We start from the raw sequence: 18,046 nt of genomic DNA, 5'->3' as shown, positions 1-18,046 counted from the left end.
GACGGCCACCGACGTTCGACAAGGCCGACTACAAGCATCGGCACGCGGTCGAGTGCGGGATCAACCGACTCAAGCGACACCGCGCGGTCGCCACGAGATACGACAAACTCGCCGTCCGCTACGAAGCAACCGTGCTGGTCGCAGTCCTCAACGAGTGGCTGTGACCAGCACTTTCGCAACAGACCCTAGGTCGGATATGAGGAAGAACCCGGTCTGGGGCTCGCCATGAACCTGGCGAACCTGTCGACGGGGCTGAGCAACTGTTCCTTTTCGGGCACGTTGCGACAGGCGCGGCAGCGCCAAGGTTACCGGCGCGTAGTCCATCGTGCCGTTGCGTACGCGGCCTGCGCGATCGGCCGCCGTACAACGTCGGCACCCAGTACACCGCGATCTTGCCGACCTGACAGAGGGCACCACGCGGGCGCCAGAGTGTGCATACGCCGTCCGTCGGCAGCGACTCCTCAATGGGATGGAACGCGCTGCCGCAGGAGGCGTGTCCCCGAGCCAACGTGACGACGCCACGCACACGCGGCCGACCAGGTGCTCCGCACCCTGGGTACCGGTACTGAGCATGTGCAGACGCTGCGCGCGCCAGCATAGACAACACACTGGCTAGCTTGGGGTCCCCGTGTGCCGAGAGGCAGGTGTACCAGCTTTGACATAGGTCTCGTATTCGTCGAGCGTGGCGATGACTGGAGCTGTGCTGGCGAGGTCCGGGGAGGGCTGTCCCTGCCGAATACCTCATCCGTGCAGGTCGTGCCGCATGTTGTTATTCGTGAAGGATGCTGCCGAGGTGGTCGCGGCGGGATAACACGTCGCGATCGTCGATCGGCGTGGGCAATGGGCGTAGCGGTCGGGCGTTGGCGATGCCGTGGTGCGGCCGGTGGGCGATGTAGAACTGCTCACCGGGGAAGTTGAATGTGCTGGTGGAGGAGTACCGGGATGCCGTTCTCGAGGTTCTGGTGTCGTACCTGGCTGGCACACCGTAGCCGACCGCGTCGGATGCTGCGGTGGCTGACGACGGCCGGGGCTCTCTGCGTCCAGAGGGCGATCTCACGGCGAATCGGCCAGGCATGGCGGTGAGTGCGAAGCTCAATGAGGTCGCCCCGGGCATTGTGGATCGCTTGGTGGCGATGCTGTTGGGGCGGCGGTCCGAGGCGGAGGGCTGTCGGAAGGACTTGATGGGGGAGCAGAGGGTCGGTGCGGAGCTGCTCACCTTCAAGGGCTGGCGGGTGCAGATGCGTGATCCGGATGTGGGCGCAGGGCCGGGACGGTCGAGTGACAGGTGGAGTCCGAACGGTGAGGCGCGCCGGGTTGGCACTTGACGGCTGCGGTATACGGCGCTGTATGGAGCTTGACGGTGCAGTAGGTCTGCGAGAGTCTTAAAGTGGAGCGTAAGAGGAGAATTGCCGCGCCGCTGGGGGTCAAGACATCCGATGCGGATGATCTGTCAAGCGGCGGCTTCGCGAGCGGGGCTTGTCGGTGTGGGAAATGCGGTTGTTTCGTCGTAGTGGATGCCATGGGTCAGGCAGTGGTGGAGGCACCCGAGCAGTCGGTTGAAGAGGTTGCGCTGGGCGGCGGTGTGGCGGTCTTTGGTCTTGCGTCGTCGGTCGTAGTGGGCTCGGGCGCCAGGTGAGGCGGTCAGGGCGGAGAAGGCCCAGACGTAGCCGGCGGAGGCCAGGCGTTGGTTCTTGACCCGGCGGGCGAGGACGGCGACGCTTCTTCCGGACGCCCGGGTGACCGGTGCGGCCCCGGCGAAGGCTTTGAGGCCTTTGGCGTCGGTGAAGCGGGATCGGTCGTCGCCGATCTCGGCGAGCACCCGGGCGCCGGTGAGTGAGCCGAGCCCTGGGAAGCTGGTGATGATCTCGGCGTCCGGGTGTGTGCTAAAAGATTCCACCGTAGCTTGGGCGAGGTCATCGGCGCTGGTGCAGGTGGCTTCCAGTTGGCGTAGCAGGGCGGTGGTCTGGCGTCCCATGGCCTGTTCGACCAGGGGAAGTTGTCGCATCTGCGGGGCTCGGAGAGCGGTGTGGAGGCGGTCGGCTTCGGTGTCGATGCCGCGTTTGCGACCGGCTTTGGCCAGCAGTGTGCGCAGCTGGGTGCGGGTGAGTTTGGCTGCCTGGGCTGGGGTGGGTGCGGCGGCCAGAATCGTGCGGGCGGTGGGGGAGGACAGGCCTTCGCGTAGTGGTTGGAGGGCTGTGAGGAAGCCGGGGTAGTAGGCGCGTAGGTGGGAGCGGAGTTTGTTGCCGGCTTGGGTGCGGTCCCAGACGGCGTCTTGCTGGGCGCGGGCCAGGACGGTGATGGCCTGGGCGAGTTCGCTGTCGTGGGGGAGGGGCCGGTGAGCTGGGGCGTCCGTGCGCAGGATGTTGGCAAGCACCATGGCGTCGAGGTGGTCTGACTTCTTGCGGGTGACCGCGTGCCGGTCACGGTAGCGGGCAGCCGCCATCGGATTGATCGCGTAAACGGGGCGCTTCGTCGCCCGAAGACAGGCCACCAGCAGGCCCCGTGAGGTCTCGATCGCCACTGGAATCGGCGCATTGTCGGTGTCGCCGTGTGTGGTCAGCAGGTCGAGCAGCTGGTGCAGGCCGGCGGCATCGTCGCTGATCCGGGCGCGGGCTAACAAGGCTCCGTCCTCGTCGACCAGTGCGACGTCATAATGGTCGCTGGCCCAGTCGATCCCACAGAACACTTTCACGGTCATAGTGTTGTGCGTGTCCTCTCGGTTGGTGTGCGTGTTGCTGCTGGTCGCAGCCGTGCGTGGGGCACGCGTCTCCCTAATGGAAGGGCTCGATGGCCCGGCATCCGATCAGTCGTTCGTGACCCCAGCTACCCGCGGGGCCCTCGGTCTGGGCTGGAACTCTCAGGTTCCAGGTGTCGTGAGAGGTGGTTCCCGTGAGGGGCTCGGACCACGAACACCAACGATCGGATCATCGGCCTGGATGCGGTGCCGCAAGGTGGCGGCGGACGGGGCCGGGGGCCGACTCTTGACCAAGGGATCTGGTCCCTGGGGTCGCATACGGCTTTCCCGGCCCCGACCGTCACCACCACGCCGCACCAGGAAGCGGGGCTCGTAGTGCCCCATTAGGGGTCGCAGGTTCAAATCCTGTCGTCCCGACGGTGCGAGAAGGCCCGCTGGCAGGGGAAAAACCCCAGGTCAGCGGGCCTTTCGTCGATCGGGAGGACCGTCCCCGCATAGCGCTCCGTCAGGGGCTCGGGGACCACCCGGGGACCACGGCAGGGAAGAAACCCCTGATCAGAGCCTTGCGGCTGGGGACCAAGATCACCCCATCCCGTGCGGCGATTGTCGGGTTCCTACAGTGCCCGCAGGGATGCGGCCGGTTGCTCCGAGGGCGCCGGAGCGCCGGACAGGTGGGCGCTGAGGGAACGGCCGGCCTCCGCGATGGCCCGCAGATCGGGGTGGAGATAGCGCTGAGTGGTCATCAGCGATCTGTGTCCGGCAATGACGCGCAGCACGTGCAAGGGGATTCCGGCGTCGGCCATCCAGGTCAGCCCTGTATGCCGTAGGTCGTGGCGGCGCAGGTGCTCAAGACCGAGCTTGGTGACGACCTCGTCCCAGTGGGTGGCGTCCCGCAGCACCGCGGTGGAGATGCGTCCGCCGCGGGGTCCGGTGAACAGCCGCGCATCGGGATGGCGTCCGGCGACCAGTAGACGCTGGGAGACCAGGGGGCGCACTTCCTCGATCAGCGGGACCCGGCGGGCCATCTTGCCCTTGGTGCCCTTGTCGATGAGTCCGCCGGGTGCGGGGGTGGTCTGACGGCGCACGGTCCAGACCCAGTTGACCGGGTCGATGTCCTTGACCCGTATCCCGGAGACCTCGCCGATCCGTGCCGCGGTGCAGGCGGCGAAGACCACGACGCTGCCCCAGCCCGCGTACTGGTCATACGAGCGCTGCACCAGAGCATCGGCGAGTGCGGTCAGGGCGTCCCAGTCGGACTGGGCCAGGGTGCGGGGGTCGTCGAGTTCGTCCTCGGCCTGCTGGTATTCGGACTGCTAGCCCGAGACGCGTGTGGGGTTGATCTGTATGAGACCGTCCCGCACCGCCTGCTGCATGACCCGGGCCAGCACCGCCAGGCTGTTCTTGACGGTGGAGCGTCCGGCGCCGTCGGCGATCCAGCCGTACACACTGCGGTCCACCGCACCATTGCTGACCTTCGTCACTGGGATATGGCCCAAGGTGGGCACCACCCGCAGCCGCCAGCCGGCCAGGTACGGATCGCTGGTCTTGGCCTCCAGCCCGCGCATCGCCAGCTTCATGTTGGCGTTGCCGTAGGTGGCCAACGACTGGGTGGAGGTGGCCGGGTCGATACCGCGCAACGCTGCCGCGGTCAGGGCATCGATCCACGCCTGCGCCTCAGCAATGGTGGCGTGGGCCTCCGACAGCGACGGGCGCTGCTTGGTGACCGGATCGGTCCACCGCACCCGGGCCCGGTACGGCAGCGGACGTCCGGGGCGGTGCTCGATATCGGGGGAGAGCGAGACGGCAATCGGTAGCCGCTCGACATGCGGCATCAGGCGGCCTGCCCGGGAACGGTGCGCCGCTCGGCCAGCCACTGCCGCACATCAGCGGCGCTGTAGAGGACCACGCGTCCGGAGAGCCGGACAAACGGCGGGCCTTGTGAAGGGCGCGCGGTGCGCCAGCGGCGCAGGGTTGAGGGGTCGAGCTTCAGGAGCCGGGCGAGTTCGTCGGTGGTGTACCACGGATCGCCTGCCGCGGCGGGCGGCGCATTGTCGGTGGTGGGGTGGAGCGGGGTGGTGCGGTGAGGCATCTACGTCCTGGGGGAAGGGGTGGAAAATGGGCAGGGGCGAACTGGCCGGGGAATACTCGGCCGATGCGCGGATTGGATTTGGACCACACACCGTGCGGTAAGACCGGTGTGAAGCCCACCCCCAATGGGGAAGTTCTCTACCCGAGAACAGCTCCTCGGGAAAGCGCAGGTAACAGCACACGGTTACTGGCCACCACGTCAATCTCCTTCGATATGGCTGGGACACGCACTCGGCGCGCTATGCGTGACCGCTTGTTGGAAAGTGATGAGTGCGGTGACGCAAAACCCAGTGTGGCCCGAAACACCGGTTTGGCTAACCGGCGATCTGGGTGTATAAAGCCGCAGCCTCATCAGCAATCCGAGGCGCAACAAGACGAGAGCGCGTGGTCTTCGGAGATGTCCCGCGCGGCCGTTGGGTGGCGCGACTATCGGGAGTTGCACTGGGTGGGCTTCACGCCGCGTCGACTGTGCCAAGGTTTTGAGCGAGAGGCGCCGCCGACGTGGAGCCCATCCCCGCGCGGGATCAGATGTCGCGGAAGAGACCAGCGAGCGCTGTGACCTGTCGCGATGGGCGCGTGGTGCCCGCTGAGCTGCGCGAATGGCCTTTCGATTGTTTCACGCTCGTGCCGGTTGATGGGGCCGGAAGTCCCCAGAAAAGTCCCAGGGGACTTGCCCCGGCCGGCGGACGCCCTTTCGACCTTGTTGGGGGTGAGGCAGCGCGGCGTGGGCTGCAGCACATTGGGCCACTGGCCGGGGCTCGGGGTGCCCCAGTCGAGCCCGCTCCCGGCCCGAACCCCAGCACATTGATCCGGACTCCGGACAGGCCCGGGTGGCTGCCGTCTCGGCGCTGATGTGGCTGCCCATTGGCTCGACGCGGAGTGAGAGGCGCCAACGCTGGTGGCTCAGTCGGCCCCCGGCCGCCGCCACAGGTCGATGGGTACGTGCCGCACCGCCCGCCCCGCCTCGTCGAGGATCCAGCCCATGCGTTTGGGATTGCCGAGCGTGAGGGAGCGGTCGGCCATAGCGATCTCCGGAAAGCGCTGGGCGATGTACGACTCCAGGCGCAGCACGTCGCGAATGGAGCGCACCCAGCAGTTGATCACCAGGTTGTGGTTCGAGGTGGTCGCCGCGCACATCCGCACCTCCGGCAGCGCGGCCAGTGCGGGGCCGACCCGGGCCAGCGCGTCGGAGGGCACGTTCGCGTGGAAGGTGGCGAACACCGGATACGGCGAGTAGGTGTGGGCCACCTCGCAGCGCGGCAGTGCGGCCCCCGTGCGCACCATCCACGCCACCCGGCGCCGCACCGTCGACTCACTCATTCCCGTACGCCGGGCCAATTCGCCGTATCCGGCGCGCCCGTCGGCGCCGAGTGCGAGCAGCAGTTCCCGGTCGGCCTCGGCCGGCGCGGCATCGACGTCACCCACGGCGAGGTGCGCCCCGGAGCGGACCGCCTCGCGCTGCTCGTGGCTGATGGCGCGAATGTCCCAGCGGGAGCCCTCGGTGAAGAACCGGGTGACGATCCGGCTGTGCGTGGCACGCACCCCGGGCAGTCTCCCGAGGACCTCGGTGTGCAGCCGGGAGAGGTCGGCCAGCGAGTCCACCATGACGTTGAGGGACATGTCGTGGGGGCCCGCTGTGTGCTCGATGCTGGCGATCTGCGGTTGCTCGGCAAGCGCGGCCGAGATCGCTGGGATGCGGCCAGGTTCGCAGTCCACGCCGACGATGGCGACACAGTGGTCGTGGTTGACGAAGGCTCCGCCGTACGCGGTCACCCAGACCAGGCCCTGGGCACGCAGCCGCTCCCAGCGCCGGGCCGCCGTCACCGGGCTGACCTCGATGGCTCTGGCTACCCGCGCCCAGGGCGCGCGGGGCGCGGTCTGGAGCGCGTTGACCAGGGACAGATCCAGCTCGTCCAGCAAGCCGGTGACGGAATCAGTCACTGTGGCATCTTTCCTGAATGAATTATGCAGAAATCCTTGGGGTGCACTCCAGGAGTTTCAAGCTCCTTGTGTGATTTGGCAACGCCCGTCGGCCGTCCGCCGCGGCCGACCCCGACCTGTCTCGGAGTTCGCCGTGTTCCTTCCGTGGTTGCTGACCGCCGTGCCCGTAGTGGCCCTGCTGTCAGCTGTCTGGCTGCCTTTCGTCAACGGGCCGCACTTGTGGTTCGGCATGCCGTCCCTGCTGGTCTGGTCAGTCGTCTGGGTCCTCGCCCTGACCCCTGCCCTCGCCTTCGTCGAGCGGCGCCGCACTGCGCTCGCTGCCGGCTCCCGAAACCTCCAGGAGGAGCGCCGATGAGCACCGTCCTCGTCGTCTGCGTCGTCGGCATAGTCGTCATCGGCCTACTCGGCATGATGGGCCGTCGCAAGCCCGCCGCCAATCTTGAGGAGTGGAGCGTCGGAGGCCGTAACTTCGGAGCCCTGACCACCTGGTTTCTGCAGGCTGGGGAGATCTACACGACCTTCACTTTCCTGGGCCTCGCGGGCCTCGCCTTCAGCTCCGGTGTCGCGGTCGTCTACGCCCTGCCGTACCTGCCCATCGCCTACGTCGGCCTGTACGTCATCAGTCCGATCGTGTGGCGCATCGGGCGCGAACGCGGCCATGTCACGCAAGGTGACTTCTTCGCCGACCGCTACCACAGCCCCCTGCTCGGCACCGTTACCGCCGTCTTCGGCGTGCTCTTCCTGCTGCCCTATCTGCAACTGCAGATCACCGGACTCGGCCTGGTCGTCGAACTCGCCACCGGCAAGGACAACGTCGGCACCCCCGCGATGATCCTCGCCTCGGTGCTCATCGTCGCCTTCGTGTTGTGGTCCGGCATCCACGGTGTCGCCAGGACCGCGTACTTCAAGGACGCTCTGATGTTGGTCGTCCTGATCGTCCTGCTCGTCGCTGTCCCCGCCCACTTTCACGGGGGGCTCGGCAGCCTCGGCGGTGAACTGCGCGCCCACCACAGCGAGCTGCTCAGCGTCCCGCACAGTGGCCCAAACGGCACCGTCTGGTTCTTCACCTCGATGCTCACCAGCCTGTTCAGCGTGCTGTTCATGACGATGCCGCACGGCTGGCCCGCGGTCATGGCCGCCGACTCCGAGCGCGCCCTGTGCAAGAACAGCATCTGGATGCCCGTCTACGGCGCCACCCAGGCCATCCCGATCATCGTGGGCTTTGTCGCGATCACCACGCTCTCGGTTCCCGTGAACGGGAACAACGGAGTCCTGCTCACCCTGGTCTCCGAGGCGCTGCCCGCATGGCTCGTGGGCGTCGTGGCCGTCGCGGCGGCCGCCACTGCCATGGTCCCGGCCGCCGCCATCGTGCTCGGCATGTCGACCATGGTGGCCCGCAATGTGCTGCACGTACAGGACCGCCGTCGCGCGCTCATCGTCAACCACACCACCGTGGTGGTCGGCGTCGGGGTCGCCCTCGTCCTGGGTATCGCCCGGCCTGACGCTCTCGCCAACCTGCTCCTGCTCACCTACAGCGGCCTCGCCCAGATGGCCCCGGCGACGGGCGCCGCCCTGACCAGGCGCCCGTTGCTGCGCGCACTGTCGGCGGGGGCGGGCATTGTCACCGGTGAGGCCGTCCTCATCTGGCTGACCTTCGGCGACATCTACGACGGTCCGGTCAGCACCGGTCTCATCTCCCTGGCGGCCAACGTCCTGGTGGCAGTGGTGACCGAGGCGGTCTCGCGCCTGCGGAGGAGCCGTGCCGCCGAGGAGGAGCGGGCGGGCCCGGCGTCGGCCCCGATACCCGTGCGCTGACCTTGCGGTCCCTTCCCGAAGACGCACCGTCACGAGCGACCGTCCGCCGGGCGTCGCCACACCACCGCACCGCCCCCTCGTTCCCGTCCGGCCGCCGTCCTCGCCGACATGTCCGGCCGCACGGGAACGAGGAACAAGAAGGAGACTCAACGTATGACCGCCGCGATCAACAGGCAGCATGGCTCCGTCGCCTCCCCCACGCCTGTTCGGATCGTCCGGGCCCGCCGCATCACCACCCTGGACGGCGAGGCCGACACTCAGGTCCTCGCCACCGTCGGCGAGCGGATCGCCGCAGTCGGCGAGGCAGCCGAGGCGTACACGGCACTGCCGGGCGCCGAGACCGTCGATCTGGACGACGCCCACCTGGTGCCCGGCTTCCACGACGCGCACTGCCACCCCATGGATGTGGCCAATGCCGCTCTCCGCCTCGATCTGGGCGCGGGCGCCGGGACCCCCCGGGAGCGGCTCGCGGCGCGAGTGGCCGCCACCGAGCCGGGCCGATGGATCGTCGCCCACGGCTACAACCCCGCCAGCGACCCCGAAGGCCGCCTCGACCGCACCGCGCTCGACGCGATCACCACCCGCCACCCGGTCCTGGTGATCCACTTCTCGTTTCACATGGCGGTCGCCGGTTCCGCGGCCCTGATGCTGACTGGTCTGCACGATGGCAGCGGCCCCCAGACCGGCGGCGACCTGGGCCGCGACGCTACGGGCCGACTGGACGGCTGGCTCTACGAGCGGACCTGGTTCGACCAGCTCTACCGTGCTTCCGGCGAACCCGCCCTGCTGCCGCAGGAAGCGCCCGAGGCCATGCTCGAACCGCTGGCCGACGTTTTCACCGCCTACCACGCGGCCGGCATTACCTCCGTCTGCGACGCCGTGACCAGCCCGGCCGCACTGCGCACCTATCAGCACATGCGCGAGCGCGGCCGCCTGACGATGCGGGTGGGCGCCCTCCTGTGGCATCGCTACGCGGACGCCCTGCGCCACGCGGGCCTGCACGCCGGATTCGGCGACGAGTGGCTGCGCATCGTCGGCGTTAAGATCATCATGGATGGCGCGCTGGCCGGGGGCACCTGCCTGTGCCGCGATCCCTACCCGGCCGAGACCGGGTCCGACAACGGAATCCAGCTCCTGGACGAGAACGAGCTCGCCGACGCAGTTCTCGCCCTGCACGCGGCGGGCCTGCGCGCCGGCGTGCACGCCAACGGCGACCTGGCCGTCTCCCAGGTCCTCGACGCCATTGAGGCGGCCCGCGCCGCTCACCCCGAGCGGCGGATCAACCACCGCATCGAGCACTGCTCCCTCGTCGACGAGAAGCTGGTCCAGCGGATCCGCGCCGCAGAGGTCACCCCGGTGCCGTTCGGCGCATTCGTCCACGGGCACGGCTCCAAGCTGCGCCGCTACTACGGTGACGCGCGCGCCGAACGGGTCAGTGACCACCGCTCCTTTCTGGACGCCGGCGTCGTCGTCGCGGGCTCGTCCGACCACCCGGCGGGTCCCCTTGAGCCGCTGCTCGCCCTCCAGACGATGGTGACTCGACGCACCAGCGAGGGCGATGTCCTCGGCGCCGACCGGGTCCTGACGGTCCGCGAGGCGCTAGGCGTCTACACCGCCGGCTCCGCGCACGCCACAGGCGAGTCCCACCTCAAGGGCCGCATCGCTCCTGGATACCTGGCTGACTTCACCGTGCTCGGCCAGGACCTGTTCACCACCGCCCCCGACGCCCTGGCGGCCGTTTCGGTGCGCGCCACGTGGGTGGGCGCCCGTCAGGTCTGGTCGAACGGCGACGGGTGAGCGCCACGGTGGCGCGCGGGACGGGGCGGGCAACGTGTTTCACCGCCACGTCACCGTTCCCTTCATGGCCAGCGCCTTCCGGTCGGCAGGGATCTTCTCCGTCAAGGAGCGCGGGCAACCGTTCTCACCTGGGAGAACTTCCCGGGGCAGGGGCAGCTCCGCCCGGATGCAGGTGTCCGGGAGCAGCCCGCCGCCGTTCCTGCGGTGCCAGTAGGCCACGTCGGCCGCCATCAGGTGGGGCACCTTGCCGAGCAGACCCGGTCAAGAGACTCGTCCTGGCCCCAGCTCGGTCAACAGCGCGAACCAGAGCCAAGGGGATCAGCTTGCCGGGGCGTTGTGCGCAATGACGCCGACAGCAGTCTCGATCTGGTCCTCGGTCAGATCGGCGCGTGCGGTTAGGCGGAGCCTGGAGATACCGTCGGGGACGGACGGCGGGCGGAAGCAGCCCACCGCGACGCCGCCGGCGTAGCACTGGGCGGCCCAGCGCACCGCAGATTCGGGCGATGGGGCCCTGACCGAGACCACGGCCGCGTCCGGCGTCGTGGCCTGGAGGCCGGCTTGAGCCAGCTGGTGCGCCAGTGCATGTGCCACGTTGCGGGCACGGGCCGGGAGATGGGGCTCTTCCCGCAAGATCTGTAGAGCGGCGAGCGCCGCGCCCACGGAGGCCGGGGCGAGGCCGGTGTCGAAGATGAAGGTGCGGGCGTTCTCCACCAGGTGCTGGATCACCCGGGCGGGGCCGAGCACGGCGCCGCCCTGACTGCCCAGTGCCTTCGACAAGGTCACGGTGATGACCACGTCGGTCGCCCCGGCGAGCCCGGCCGCGGCGACCGCCCCCGATCCGCCGTCGCCGAGCACGCCCAGGCCGTGGGCGTCGTCCACGACGAGCCCGGCCCCGCCATCCCGGCAGACGGCGGCGATCTCGGCCAGAGGTGCGGCGTCGCCGTCGACGGAGAAGACCGATTCGGTGAGCGCGATGGTCCGTCCCCGGTGCTCGGCCAGAAGCTTGGACACGCCTCAGGGGCGGCATGAGGGGCGATCGAGGTGTGGGCCTTGGAGAGGCGGCAGCCGTCGATGAGCGAGGCATGATTGCTCGCGTCGGAGACGATCAGTGTCCCCGGGCCGGTCAGGGCGGTGACGGCAGCGAGATTCGCGGTATAGCCCGAGGAGAAGACCAGGGCTGCCTCCGCGCCGCACAGCACGGCGAGCTCGGCCTCGAGCACGGTGTGCAACGCAGCGGCGGCCGCCCAGTAGACGGCGACTGCGTCCACTTCTGCTTCACCAGACGCTGGTCCACGCCGGCAGGGTGCGCGGTGAGACGATCCGGTGTTCACGAAGGGCGCGGGGGAGTAGTCGGGTCAGGGTGGCGAGTAGCGCACGGTCCGGCCGGCCGGGCTTGGGCGAGGTGACCTGGCGGCGCAGAACCGCGAGCTCGTGTCGCAGGATCAGTATCTCCGCGTTCTTGGTCGCAGAGGATCGAGTCATCAGGAACAGGCACGCGAAGATCTGTATGGCGATCAGGTAGGTAAGGCGCACCAGCATGAGGACTGATCATGCTGGAACCTGGTGGTCAGGTTCGTTACCCCAAGTCAGGTCCGGTGAAGCCATTCTGGAACGCTACGGGCCACGCCGCCCGTCGGACACAGCAGTGCGCGGTGACCGGTCATGAGGACATCGGCGGTCACCGCGCACTGACTTCTTGCGGGCGAGGTCAGCCGAGCAAGCCGCCGTAGTAGCCGCCGAGGGTATGGCGGTATTCGGGGTCAGTGAGGTGCTTGTCCTTATCGAATTCTGGGGCGTTCTTGATCTCGTCCTTGGTGCGTGCGACATAGATCGTCCGGGTCGAACTGTCGAGGGCGGTAACGGTGCCGGCGGGAAGCATGACATGCTTCCCGAAGATCCACGGACCGGTGTCGACCACGAGGTAGGCGGACCCGACCTCGTCGGAGTGCTTGTCGACCTTTCCGATACTGCCGTCCGTAGCTTCGACCTTGTAGCCGATCAGGTCGATACCATCACGGTGATTCGTGCTTTCGGGATAGGTCCACAGGCTGTCAGTCACTTGTTCCTCCGCGCGTAGCATTCACAATTCAAGTGGGACGATTGTTCACCGTCTCTCTGTTGCCGAGGCGGGTGCCCCGGGCCCGAGTATGTATTCGCGACACCTGATTATTTCTCAAAAACAAGATGCCGCGCACCGGCCTCAATTTTCCGTGCAGCATTCTTTGGTGCTGCACGGAAAGTTGAGGCCGGTGTGTCTGACGAGCGGAAACGAGGGTACGCGCTGGTATCGGAAAACTATACGTAGGCCCTGAGGAGTTCCCATGTCAGCACCCACGGCAACCATCGACGTCGTCGAACTGATCCTTCAGGATCACCGCAGGATGGAAGAGCTCTTCCGGACCATGCGTAACGCGGAGGCCGATCGAGCCTGCGCGCTAGCTGAATTCTCCGGGCTGCTCATCGCCCATGCCTCGGCGGAGGAGTCCGAGGTCTATCCCGCTCTCAGGCGCTACAAGAAGGTGGACAACGAGGACGTTGACCACGGTGTGCATGAGCACGCCGAGGGTAACTCGGCGCTCCTCGCCCTCCTCACGGTCGGGGACGTTACTTCCGAAGAGTGGGACGAGAAGCTGGAGGAGCTCGTCCAGGCGATCAACCATCACGCGGACGAAGAAGAGCGCACTCTACTCAATGACGCCCGCGAGAATATGACCGCCGAACGCCGTGCCCAGCTCGGCAAGGCATTTACCGAAGCGCGTGCGGAGCACCTGACCGCCGGTTGCGGTGACATCGGCAACGTACGGAAGATTGTCGAGTCCGGAGGCCGTTGAATATCGGGCCGGCGCTCCGCCCCCGCAGACGCACGCCCCACATCAAGCCGGTCACTCCGGCACGCTTTCGTCGTCTACTGGGTGCTGCCCAGGGACCAGCCGGTCACGTCAGCGAGTCGGCCTCGCCACAGCGGAGCCGTCACCGGGTTCGCCGCACCGGTGACGCAGGTCATCTCTCGCAGGTGAATCCACTGTGGCAGGCCGGCGGACCCGTCCTCAGCGTGTTTTTCCTGCATCACCTGGTCCACGGTTTCGGGAAGCTTGGCGAGCAGATGGGCACCGCTGCCTGCCATCTCGCGCAGGCTCCGCGCCCAATCCGCCTTCCATGCTTCGTGCGCGATCAGGTCCCCGTACAGCAGGCCACCGGGCACGTACAGGGTGATGGGCAGGCTCGACCGGGGGTCCTGGCTGAGCAGCCGGATCAGCAGCTGGAGCTGGAGGTCCGGCACAGGTTCAGTGATCACAGGTGGTGCGTTCTGCACTGTCGGCGGCCCCGCGGAATCGCTCATGGAGGGGTTCCTCTCCTGTTCGTCGTCGCTGGGCCTGAGGCGCGGAGTTCAGGCGAGCATGCCGGTGCGGAGGTGGGTGAGGGTGCGGGAGAGGAGCCGGGAGACATGCATCTGAGAGATGCCCAGGTCGGCGCCGATTTCGGACTGGGTCATCTCCTGGCCGAAGCGCATCTCGATGATGCGGCGCTCTCGGTCATCCAGTTGCTGAAGCAGCGGGGCCAGGGTGTGCAGGTCTTCCACGGTCTCCATGGCGGCGTCTGCTTCACCGAGCGTGTCGGCATAGGAGCGCATGGGGGTGGCCCGGCCGTTGCCGCCGCCGTCGCTTGGCCAGTCGAGGGAGCCGGCCGTGTAGCCGTTGGAGGCGACGATGCCGTCGATGACCTCGCCTTCGCTCAGCTTCAGATGCTCAGCGAGTTCCCTGACGGTTGGTTCCTGGTCCTGGTGGGTGGCGAGCTGCTCCTTGGCCTGGGCGATGTCCACGCGCAGTTCCTGCAGTCGGCGGGGGACGTGGACGGCCCAGGAGGTGTCGCGGAAGAAGCGTTTGATCTCACCGACGATGTAGGGGACGGCAAGGGTGGTGAACTCGACTTCGCGGGAGAGGTCGAACCGGTCGATGGCCTTGATGAGGCCGATGGTGCCGACCTGGATGATGTCCTCCCTGTCGCCGGTGCCGCGGTTGCGGAACCGGCGTGCGGCGAATTGCACCAGGGAGAGGTTCATTTCGATGAGGGTGTTGCGCGCGTACTGATACGCGTGCGTGCCCTCCTCCAGCACCTGGAGCTGGTCCAGGAACAGCCTGGACAGGGCGCGGGCATCCTTGGGGGCCACCTTCCCCGCGTCCTCTATCCAGGGGAGTTCACCGATCGTGTCCGGATTGGCGGCCGCGGGCGGCGCCGCGTCCTCGGCCCGCGCGTAGTCGGCGGCAGGCACAGAAGTCGGTGCCATGGCCCCATCCTCTCCTCGGTGGTGCACTCGTCCCCGAACAACTCCGTGCCCGACTTCCCCCATGCGGGGCAATCATGTCCTGAGCCATCATGCGGCTTCGGGCGCGCCGACTGATGGAGCCGCTGTGGCCAACTGCCATGGAACTGCTGCGGAAGGGCTTGCTGAGGATCCGCACTCCTCATCCGAGGCGTAACTGCCGTGTGCCCGCCGGGCCGCCCGCATGTGCCGCGGGGGTACAGCCTGCTCGCTGCGCCAGCCTGCGCCGGACCGGGCGCCGCGGCCCATTTCGTCGACCGCGTGCCGGCTGGGTGACGCCATGACCAGTACGCAGGATTCGTCGGAGCCGGTTCCGCGTACCCTCGACGCGCAACCGTCCGTCACGCCCGAGGCCCGCGCCGTGCGGATACGGCGGCGTTTGGAACGGCTGATCGGGATCGCGGCGACCGAGGGCAATACGCTCGTCCCCCTGCGCAACGGGGATGAGATCTTCGCGGCGATGCTTGAGTCGATCCGTTCCGCCGAGCACACGGTGGACATGATGACGTTCGTGTACTGGAAGGGCGACATCGCCCGCCAGTTCGCCCAGGCGCTGGCCGAGCGCGCACTCCAGGGCGTGCGGGTACGGCTGCTGCTGGACGGCTTCGGCAGCCGCCTGATCTAGGCGGAGCAGTTGGCGGCGATGGAGCGGGCCGGGGTGCAGGTGGCGTGGTTCCGCAAGCCGCTGTATCTCTCGCCGTTCAAGCAGAACCACCGCTGTCACCGCAAGGTCCTCGTCGTCGACGAGCACACCGGTTTCACCGGCGGCCTGGGGATCGCCGAGGAGTGGTGCGGCGATGCGCGCAACGAGAACGAGTGGCGTGACACTCATGTGAAGGTGCGGGGCCCCGCGGTGGACGGGATCGCCGCCGCGTTCGCCCAGAACTGGGCTGAGTGCCACTGCCACGATGAACTCTTCGACGACCGCGACCGGTTCACCGAACAGCGCCCACAGGGCGATGCGGTGGTACAGGTGGTGCGTGGCTCGGCCAGCTTCGGCTGGCAGGACATGCAGACACTGCTGCGGGTCATGCTGGAGTCGGCCGAGGAACGCTTCCGTCTGGCCACGGCCTACTTCTCCCCGGACGCCTACTTCGTCAAGCTACTGTGCGCCGCCGCGCGGCGTGGGGTCGAGGTGGAGATTCTGCTGCCCGGCCCGCATATCGACAAGCGGGTCTCCCAGCTGGCCGGTCAGCATTTCTACGATGACCTCATCGCCTGTGGCGTGAAGATCTTCCAGTATCAGCCCACGATGATGCACGCGAAGATCGTTACCGTTGACCACGTCGTGGCCCTGATCGGTTCGACCAACTTTAATCGCCGCTCCCTCGACCATGACGAAGAGGTCATGCTCGCCGTCATGGACGAGGCGTTCACGACAACGCTCGATGAGCATTTCGAGGCGGATGTGGCGGGCAGTGAACTCATCCGAACGGGCCGCTGGGGGAGACGCTCGTTCATGCAGCGGGCCCGTGAGGCCGCAATCGCCCCTATACGCCGGTTCCTGTGACCCCAGGTGTCCGCCGCTCCGGCGATGCGGCGCTCAACCCGCCGCGGGGCCCTCTGGGGCTGCCCCCGGCCGGCCCACCGGCAATGCCGATGGCCCCCTCACAGCCGGGTACGGAGGCGGCAATGCGCGCGGGTTCAGTGACGGCCGTGCGCCGTGTCCGATGCTCCGCCGAAGAGCCGGGCTATGGCCCGGAACGGCAGGGTGACGACGGTGGCGATTGCCCCACCGATGGCCCGGATGACGTCTGCGATTGCCTTGAACATAAGTGTGCGGACCTCCATGGACCACCGTGGCGAAGCCCGAGTTGGCGACTGCCACGGTACGGCCGGTCACGCAACGGGTTCCCGATCATCGGTAGAGGAAACAGTGCCCTGCTGTGTGATCCGAACGTGATGACCAGGGCCGTATGGTGCCCCGCTGTCATCATTCTGGGATCCATGACTGTTGTAGGAGCGTCGAGCACCGCAAGGCCCACCTGGCCGTCGGCGACCTCGGGGCCCACCCAGCGAGGCGCGGACAGAGCCCTCGGAGGCCGCCTTCGCCCCACCCCTTCGGGCGAATTCCAGGGGTCGTCACAACACAGTGATCAACTGGCTGTGGTCAGGAGCTTAGCGAGGCGCTCGGCTGGGGTTTCCCAGCCGAGCGTTTTGCGTGGACGGCTGTTCAGCTCGGCGGCGACGGCGTCCAGCTCCTGTCTGCTGTAGCGGGCCAGGTCGCTGCCTTTGGGGAAGTACTGCCGCAGCAGGCCGTTCGTGTTCTCGTTCGATCCTCGCTGCCAGGGGCTGCCGGGATCGCAGAAGAAGACCGGCATGTCCGTGGCGGTGCTGAACTCTTTATGCAGGGCCATCTCGGCGCCTTGGTCCCAGGTGAGAGAGCGTCTGAGCTGAGCCGGAAGGGCTGAGACGGTCTGGACAAGGGCGTCGCGGACCTGGGCGGGCCGACGGCCGTCCGGCAGGTAAACCAAAGCGACGAAGCGGCTGGTGCGTTCGACGAGCGTGCCGATCGCGGACTTGTGGGCCTTGCCGATGATGAGGTCGCCTTCCCAGTGCCCAGGGATCGCGCGGTCGGCGGCCTCGGCGGGCCGTTCGCTGATCATCACCATGTCCTTCGACATGCGGGGCTGCCGCCGGGAGGACTGCCGATGCGGCCGGCGCATGGTGCGTCCGGTCCGCAGCGACCGGGCCAGTTCGCGGCGGAGTTCTCCGCGGCCTTGAACGTAGAGGGCCTGGTAGATCGTCTCGTGGACCACCTGCATCTCCGGTCTGTTGGGGAAGCGGGCCCGTAGAGCCTGGCAGATCTGCTCGGGACTCCAGCGACGGGAGAGGTGGTGCTGTATGAAGTCTCGCAGCTCGGGGTTCTGCCGGATCTTCCCCTGCTTGGGGCGCGGGCGACGCTCCTCGGCCCGCCGCTGGGCGGCATGGGGCCGGTAGGTCCAGTTTTTGCCCCGCCACAATGCTCCGTTGCGCCGTATCTCGCGGCTGATGGTGGACGGGCTACGCCCCAGCTCAGAGGCTATCTGCCGGATGGATGCCTTCTCGCGGAGCCGGTCGGCGATGTGGATGCGGTCGGTCTCCCGGAGGTAGCGCGACGGTCCGGCAGCCGAAGCCTCCGCCCTGATGGGAGGCTTCGGCTTGCCGTGATGCGGTGAGTGGTCACCGTTGCGCCACCTCTTGCCGGTGCGGCGGTTGATCCCCACGATCCGGCAGGCTTCGCTGTTGTTGTACCCCTGGCTCATGAGCTGGAGATACACCTCCCGCTCACGAGTCAGGCGACCACCCCCACTACTTCTGTTCTTGCGGATCTCGAAGTCCATCGCATCCCCTGAGCTGGGGTGTTGCGACGACTACTAGAACTCAAGCCGACGGGGTGGGGCATCGTG

17 protein-coding genes and 2 pseudogenes are annotated in these 18,046 nt (G+C 67.7%); 5 read left to right on the top strand and 14 right to left on the bottom strand.

Annotated elements, in window-relative coordinates:
• Window positions 1-1,450 precede the first annotated feature (1,450 nt).
• The 5 genes from J5X86_RS47770 to J5X86_RS47755 all read right to left on the bottom strand — a co-directional run bounded on the left by J5X86_RS47770 (window position 1,451) and on the right by J5X86_RS47755 (window position 6,724).
• Window positions 1,451-2,698: an IS110 family transposase gene (locus J5X86_RS47770; protein ID WP_208522873.1), complete on the bottom strand. Its 1,248-nt coding sequence runs from the start codon at window positions 2,696-2,698 to the stop codon at window positions 1,451-1,453.
• A gap of 611 nt (window positions 2,699-3,309) precedes the next feature.
• Window positions 3,310-3,912, bottom strand: coding sequence for a site-specific integrase (locus tag J5X86_RS51645; RefSeq protein ID WP_308124962.1), 603 nt, complete (start codon window positions 3,910-3,912; stop codon window positions 3,310-3,312).
• Between the two features lie 96 nt (window positions 3,913-4,008).
• Entirely contained in the window at window positions 4,009-4,527 is a 519-nt protein-coding gene (locus tag J5X86_RS51640; RefSeq protein ID WP_243983244.1) for a hypothetical protein, read from the bottom strand.
• The gene (locus J5X86_RS47760) at window positions 4,527-4,784 is read right to left on the bottom strand and encodes an AlpA family transcriptional regulator (protein ID WP_208522872.1); all 258 of its coding nucleotides are present in this window, start codon (window positions 4,782-4,784) and stop codon (window positions 4,527-4,529) included. Before J5X86_RS47760 ends, J5X86_RS51640 begins: the two co-directional genes overlap by 1 nt.
• 902 nt (window positions 4,785-5,686) lie before the next feature.
• Window positions 5,687-6,724 carry an Lrp/AsnC family transcriptional regulator gene (locus J5X86_RS47755; RefSeq protein ID WP_208522871.1) on the bottom strand — a complete coding sequence of 346 codons (1,038 nt, stop codon included), beginning with the start codon at window positions 6,722-6,724 and terminating at the stop codon, window positions 5,687-5,689.
• 133 nt (window positions 6,725-6,857) lie between these two features.
• On the opposite strand from J5X86_RS47755, the gene J5X86_RS47750 reads away from it, so the two are divergent.
• The 3 genes from J5X86_RS47750 to J5X86_RS47740 all read left to right on the top strand — a co-directional run bounded on the left by J5X86_RS47750 (window position 6,858) and on the right by J5X86_RS47740 (window position 10,336).
• Window positions 6,858-7,079 (top strand): hypothetical protein, encoded by a 222-nt coding sequence (locus J5X86_RS47750; RefSeq protein ID WP_208522870.1) that lies wholly within the window; start codon window positions 6,858-6,860, stop codon window positions 7,077-7,079.
• Window positions 7,076-8,539 carry a sodium:solute symporter gene (locus tag J5X86_RS47745; protein WP_208522869.1) on the top strand — a complete coding sequence of 488 codons (1,464 nt, stop codon included), beginning with the start codon at window positions 7,076-7,078 and terminating at the stop codon, window positions 8,537-8,539. Before J5X86_RS47750 ends, J5X86_RS47745 begins: the two co-directional genes overlap by 4 nt.
• A 153-nt stretch (window positions 8,540-8,692) precedes the next feature.
• The gene (locus J5X86_RS47740; RefSeq protein WP_208522868.1) at window positions 8,693-10,336 is read left to right on the top strand and encodes an amidohydrolase; all 1,644 of its coding nucleotides are present in this window, start codon (window positions 8,693-8,695) and stop codon (window positions 10,334-10,336) included.
• 39 nt (window positions 10,337-10,375) lie between these two features.
• Here J5X86_RS47740 and J5X86_RS47735 read toward each other — a convergent pair whose 3' ends face one another.
• The 4 genes and pseudogenes from J5X86_RS47735 to J5X86_RS47720 all read right to left on the bottom strand — a co-directional run bounded on the left by J5X86_RS47735 (window position 10,376) and on the right by J5X86_RS47720 (window position 12,395).
• Window positions 10,376-10,567 (bottom strand): hypothetical protein, encoded by a 192-nt coding sequence (locus J5X86_RS47735; RefSeq protein ID WP_208522867.1) that lies wholly within the window; start codon window positions 10,565-10,567, stop codon window positions 10,376-10,378.
• A gap of 87 nt (window positions 10,568-10,654) precedes the next feature.
• Window positions 10,655-11,691, bottom strand: a pseudogene (locus J5X86_RS47730) (8-amino-7-oxononanoate synthase); the annotation flags it as partial.
• Window positions 11,612-11,875: an integrase gene (locus J5X86_RS47725; RefSeq protein ID WP_208522866.1), complete on the bottom strand. Its 264-nt coding sequence runs from the start codon at window positions 11,873-11,875 to the stop codon at window positions 11,612-11,614. The gene J5X86_RS47725 and the pseudogene J5X86_RS47730, both read right to left, overlap by 80 nt.
• 169 nt (window positions 11,876-12,044) lie before the next feature.
• Window positions 12,045-12,395, bottom strand: coding sequence for a PRC-barrel domain-containing protein (locus tag J5X86_RS47720; RefSeq protein WP_208522865.1), 351 nt, complete (start codon window positions 12,393-12,395; stop codon window positions 12,045-12,047).
• Window positions 12,396-12,657: 262 nt separating this feature from the next.
• On the opposite strand from J5X86_RS47720, the gene J5X86_RS47715 reads away from it, so the two are divergent.
• Window positions 12,658-13,167, top strand: a complete 510-nt coding sequence (locus J5X86_RS47715; RefSeq protein WP_208522864.1) for a hemerythrin domain-containing protein — start codon at window positions 12,658-12,660, stop codon at window positions 13,165-13,167.
• A 74-nt stretch (window positions 13,168-13,241) separates the two neighbouring features.
• Here the strand turns inward: J5X86_RS47715 and J5X86_RS47710 are convergent, their stop codons facing one another.
• The 3 genes from J5X86_RS47710 to J5X86_RS53145 are packed head-to-tail and all read right to left on the bottom strand — an operon-like array spanning window position 13,242 to window position 14,796.
• Complete coding sequence (locus J5X86_RS47710; protein WP_208522863.1) at window positions 13,242-13,676, bottom strand: hypothetical protein; 435 nt, start codon at window positions 13,674-13,676, stop codon at window positions 13,242-13,244.
• 48 nt (window positions 13,677-13,724) lie between these two features.
• Window positions 13,725-14,621: a SigB/SigF/SigG family RNA polymerase sigma factor gene (locus tag J5X86_RS47705; RefSeq protein ID WP_208522862.1), complete on the bottom strand. Its 897-nt coding sequence runs from the start codon at window positions 14,619-14,621 to the stop codon at window positions 13,725-13,727.
• Window positions 14,533-14,796 carry a DUF6411 family protein gene (locus tag J5X86_RS53145; RefSeq protein WP_374229493.1) on the bottom strand — a complete coding sequence of 88 codons (264 nt, stop codon included), beginning with the start codon at window positions 14,794-14,796 and terminating at the stop codon, window positions 14,533-14,535. The genes J5X86_RS47705 and J5X86_RS53145 overlap by 89 nt, the downstream gene beginning before the upstream one ends.
• A gap of 141 nt (window positions 14,797-14,937) precedes the next feature.
• Here J5X86_RS53145 and J5X86_RS47700 point away from each other — a divergent pair.
• Window positions 14,938-16,167, top strand: a pseudogene (locus J5X86_RS47700) (phosphatidylserine/phosphatidylglycerophosphate/cardiolipin synthase family protein).
• Between the two features lie 134 nt (window positions 16,168-16,301).
• Here J5X86_RS47700 and J5X86_RS52300 read toward each other — a convergent pair.
• Together J5X86_RS52300 and J5X86_RS47695 are read right to left on the bottom strand one after the other, a co-directional pair.
• Complete coding sequence (locus J5X86_RS52300) at window positions 16,302-16,430, bottom strand: LPFR motif small protein (protein WP_279595795.1); 129 nt, start codon at window positions 16,428-16,430, stop codon at window positions 16,302-16,304.
• Window positions 16,431-16,753: 323 nt separating this feature from the next.
• The gene (locus tag J5X86_RS47695; RefSeq protein ID WP_374229495.1) at window positions 16,754-17,902 is read right to left on the bottom strand and encodes an IS30 family transposase; all 1,149 of its coding nucleotides are present in this window, start codon (window positions 17,900-17,902) and stop codon (window positions 16,754-16,756) included.
• Between the last annotated feature and the right edge of the window lie 144 nt (window positions 17,903-18,046).

The organism is Streptomyces sp. NEAU-YJ-81, assembly GCF_017592595.1.
Taxonomy (GTDB): Bacteria; Actinomycetota; Actinomycetes; order Streptomycetales; family Streptomycetaceae; genus Streptomyces; species Streptomyces hygroscopicus_B.
This window is presented reverse-complemented; position numbering and strand designations above follow the sequence as displayed.

Coding starts and splice junctions, on each gene's coding strand:
- J5X86_RS52300 (WP_279595795.1), bottom strand. CDS start 16,430: ATGTTCAAGGCAATCGCAGACGTCATCCGGGCCATCGGTGGGGCAATC.
- J5X86_RS47745 (WP_208522869.1), top strand. CDS start 7,076: ATGAGCACCGTCCTCGTCGTCTGCGTCGTCGGCATAGTCGTCATCGGC.
- J5X86_RS47695 (WP_374229495.1), bottom strand. CDS start 17,902: ATGAGCCAGGGGTACAACAACAGCGAAGCCTGCCGGATCGTGGGGATC.
- J5X86_RS47705 (WP_208522862.1), bottom strand. CDS start 14,621: ATGGCACCGACTTCTGTGCCTGCCGCCGACTACGCGCGGGCCGAGGAC.
- J5X86_RS47710 (WP_208522863.1), bottom strand. CDS start 13,676: ATGAGCGATTCCGCGGGGCCGCCGACAGTGCAGAACGCACCACCTGTG.
- J5X86_RS47715 (WP_208522864.1), top strand. CDS start 12,658: ATGTCAGCACCCACGGCAACCATCGACGTCGTCGAACTGATCCTTCAG.
- J5X86_RS47740 (WP_208522868.1), top strand. CDS start 8,693: ATGACCGCCGCGATCAACAGGCAGCATGGCTCCGTCGCCTCCCCCACG.
- J5X86_RS47725 (WP_208522866.1), bottom strand. CDS start 11,875: ATGCTGGTGCGCCTTACCTACCTGATCGCCATACAGATCTTCGCGTGC.
- J5X86_RS47770 (WP_208522873.1), bottom strand. CDS start 2,698: ATGACCGTGAAAGTGTTCTGTGGGATCGACTGGGCCAGCGACCATTAT.
- J5X86_RS47760 (WP_208522872.1), bottom strand. CDS start 4,784: ATGCCTCACCGCACCACCCCGCTCCACCCCACCACCGACAATGCGCCG.
- J5X86_RS51640 (WP_243983244.1), bottom strand. CDS start 4,527: ATGCCGCATGTCGAGCGGCTACCGATTGCCGTCTCGCTCTCCCCCGAT.
- J5X86_RS47735 (WP_208522867.1), bottom strand. CDS start 10,567: ATGGCGGCCGACGTGGCCTACTGGCACCGCAGGAACGGCGGCGGGCTG.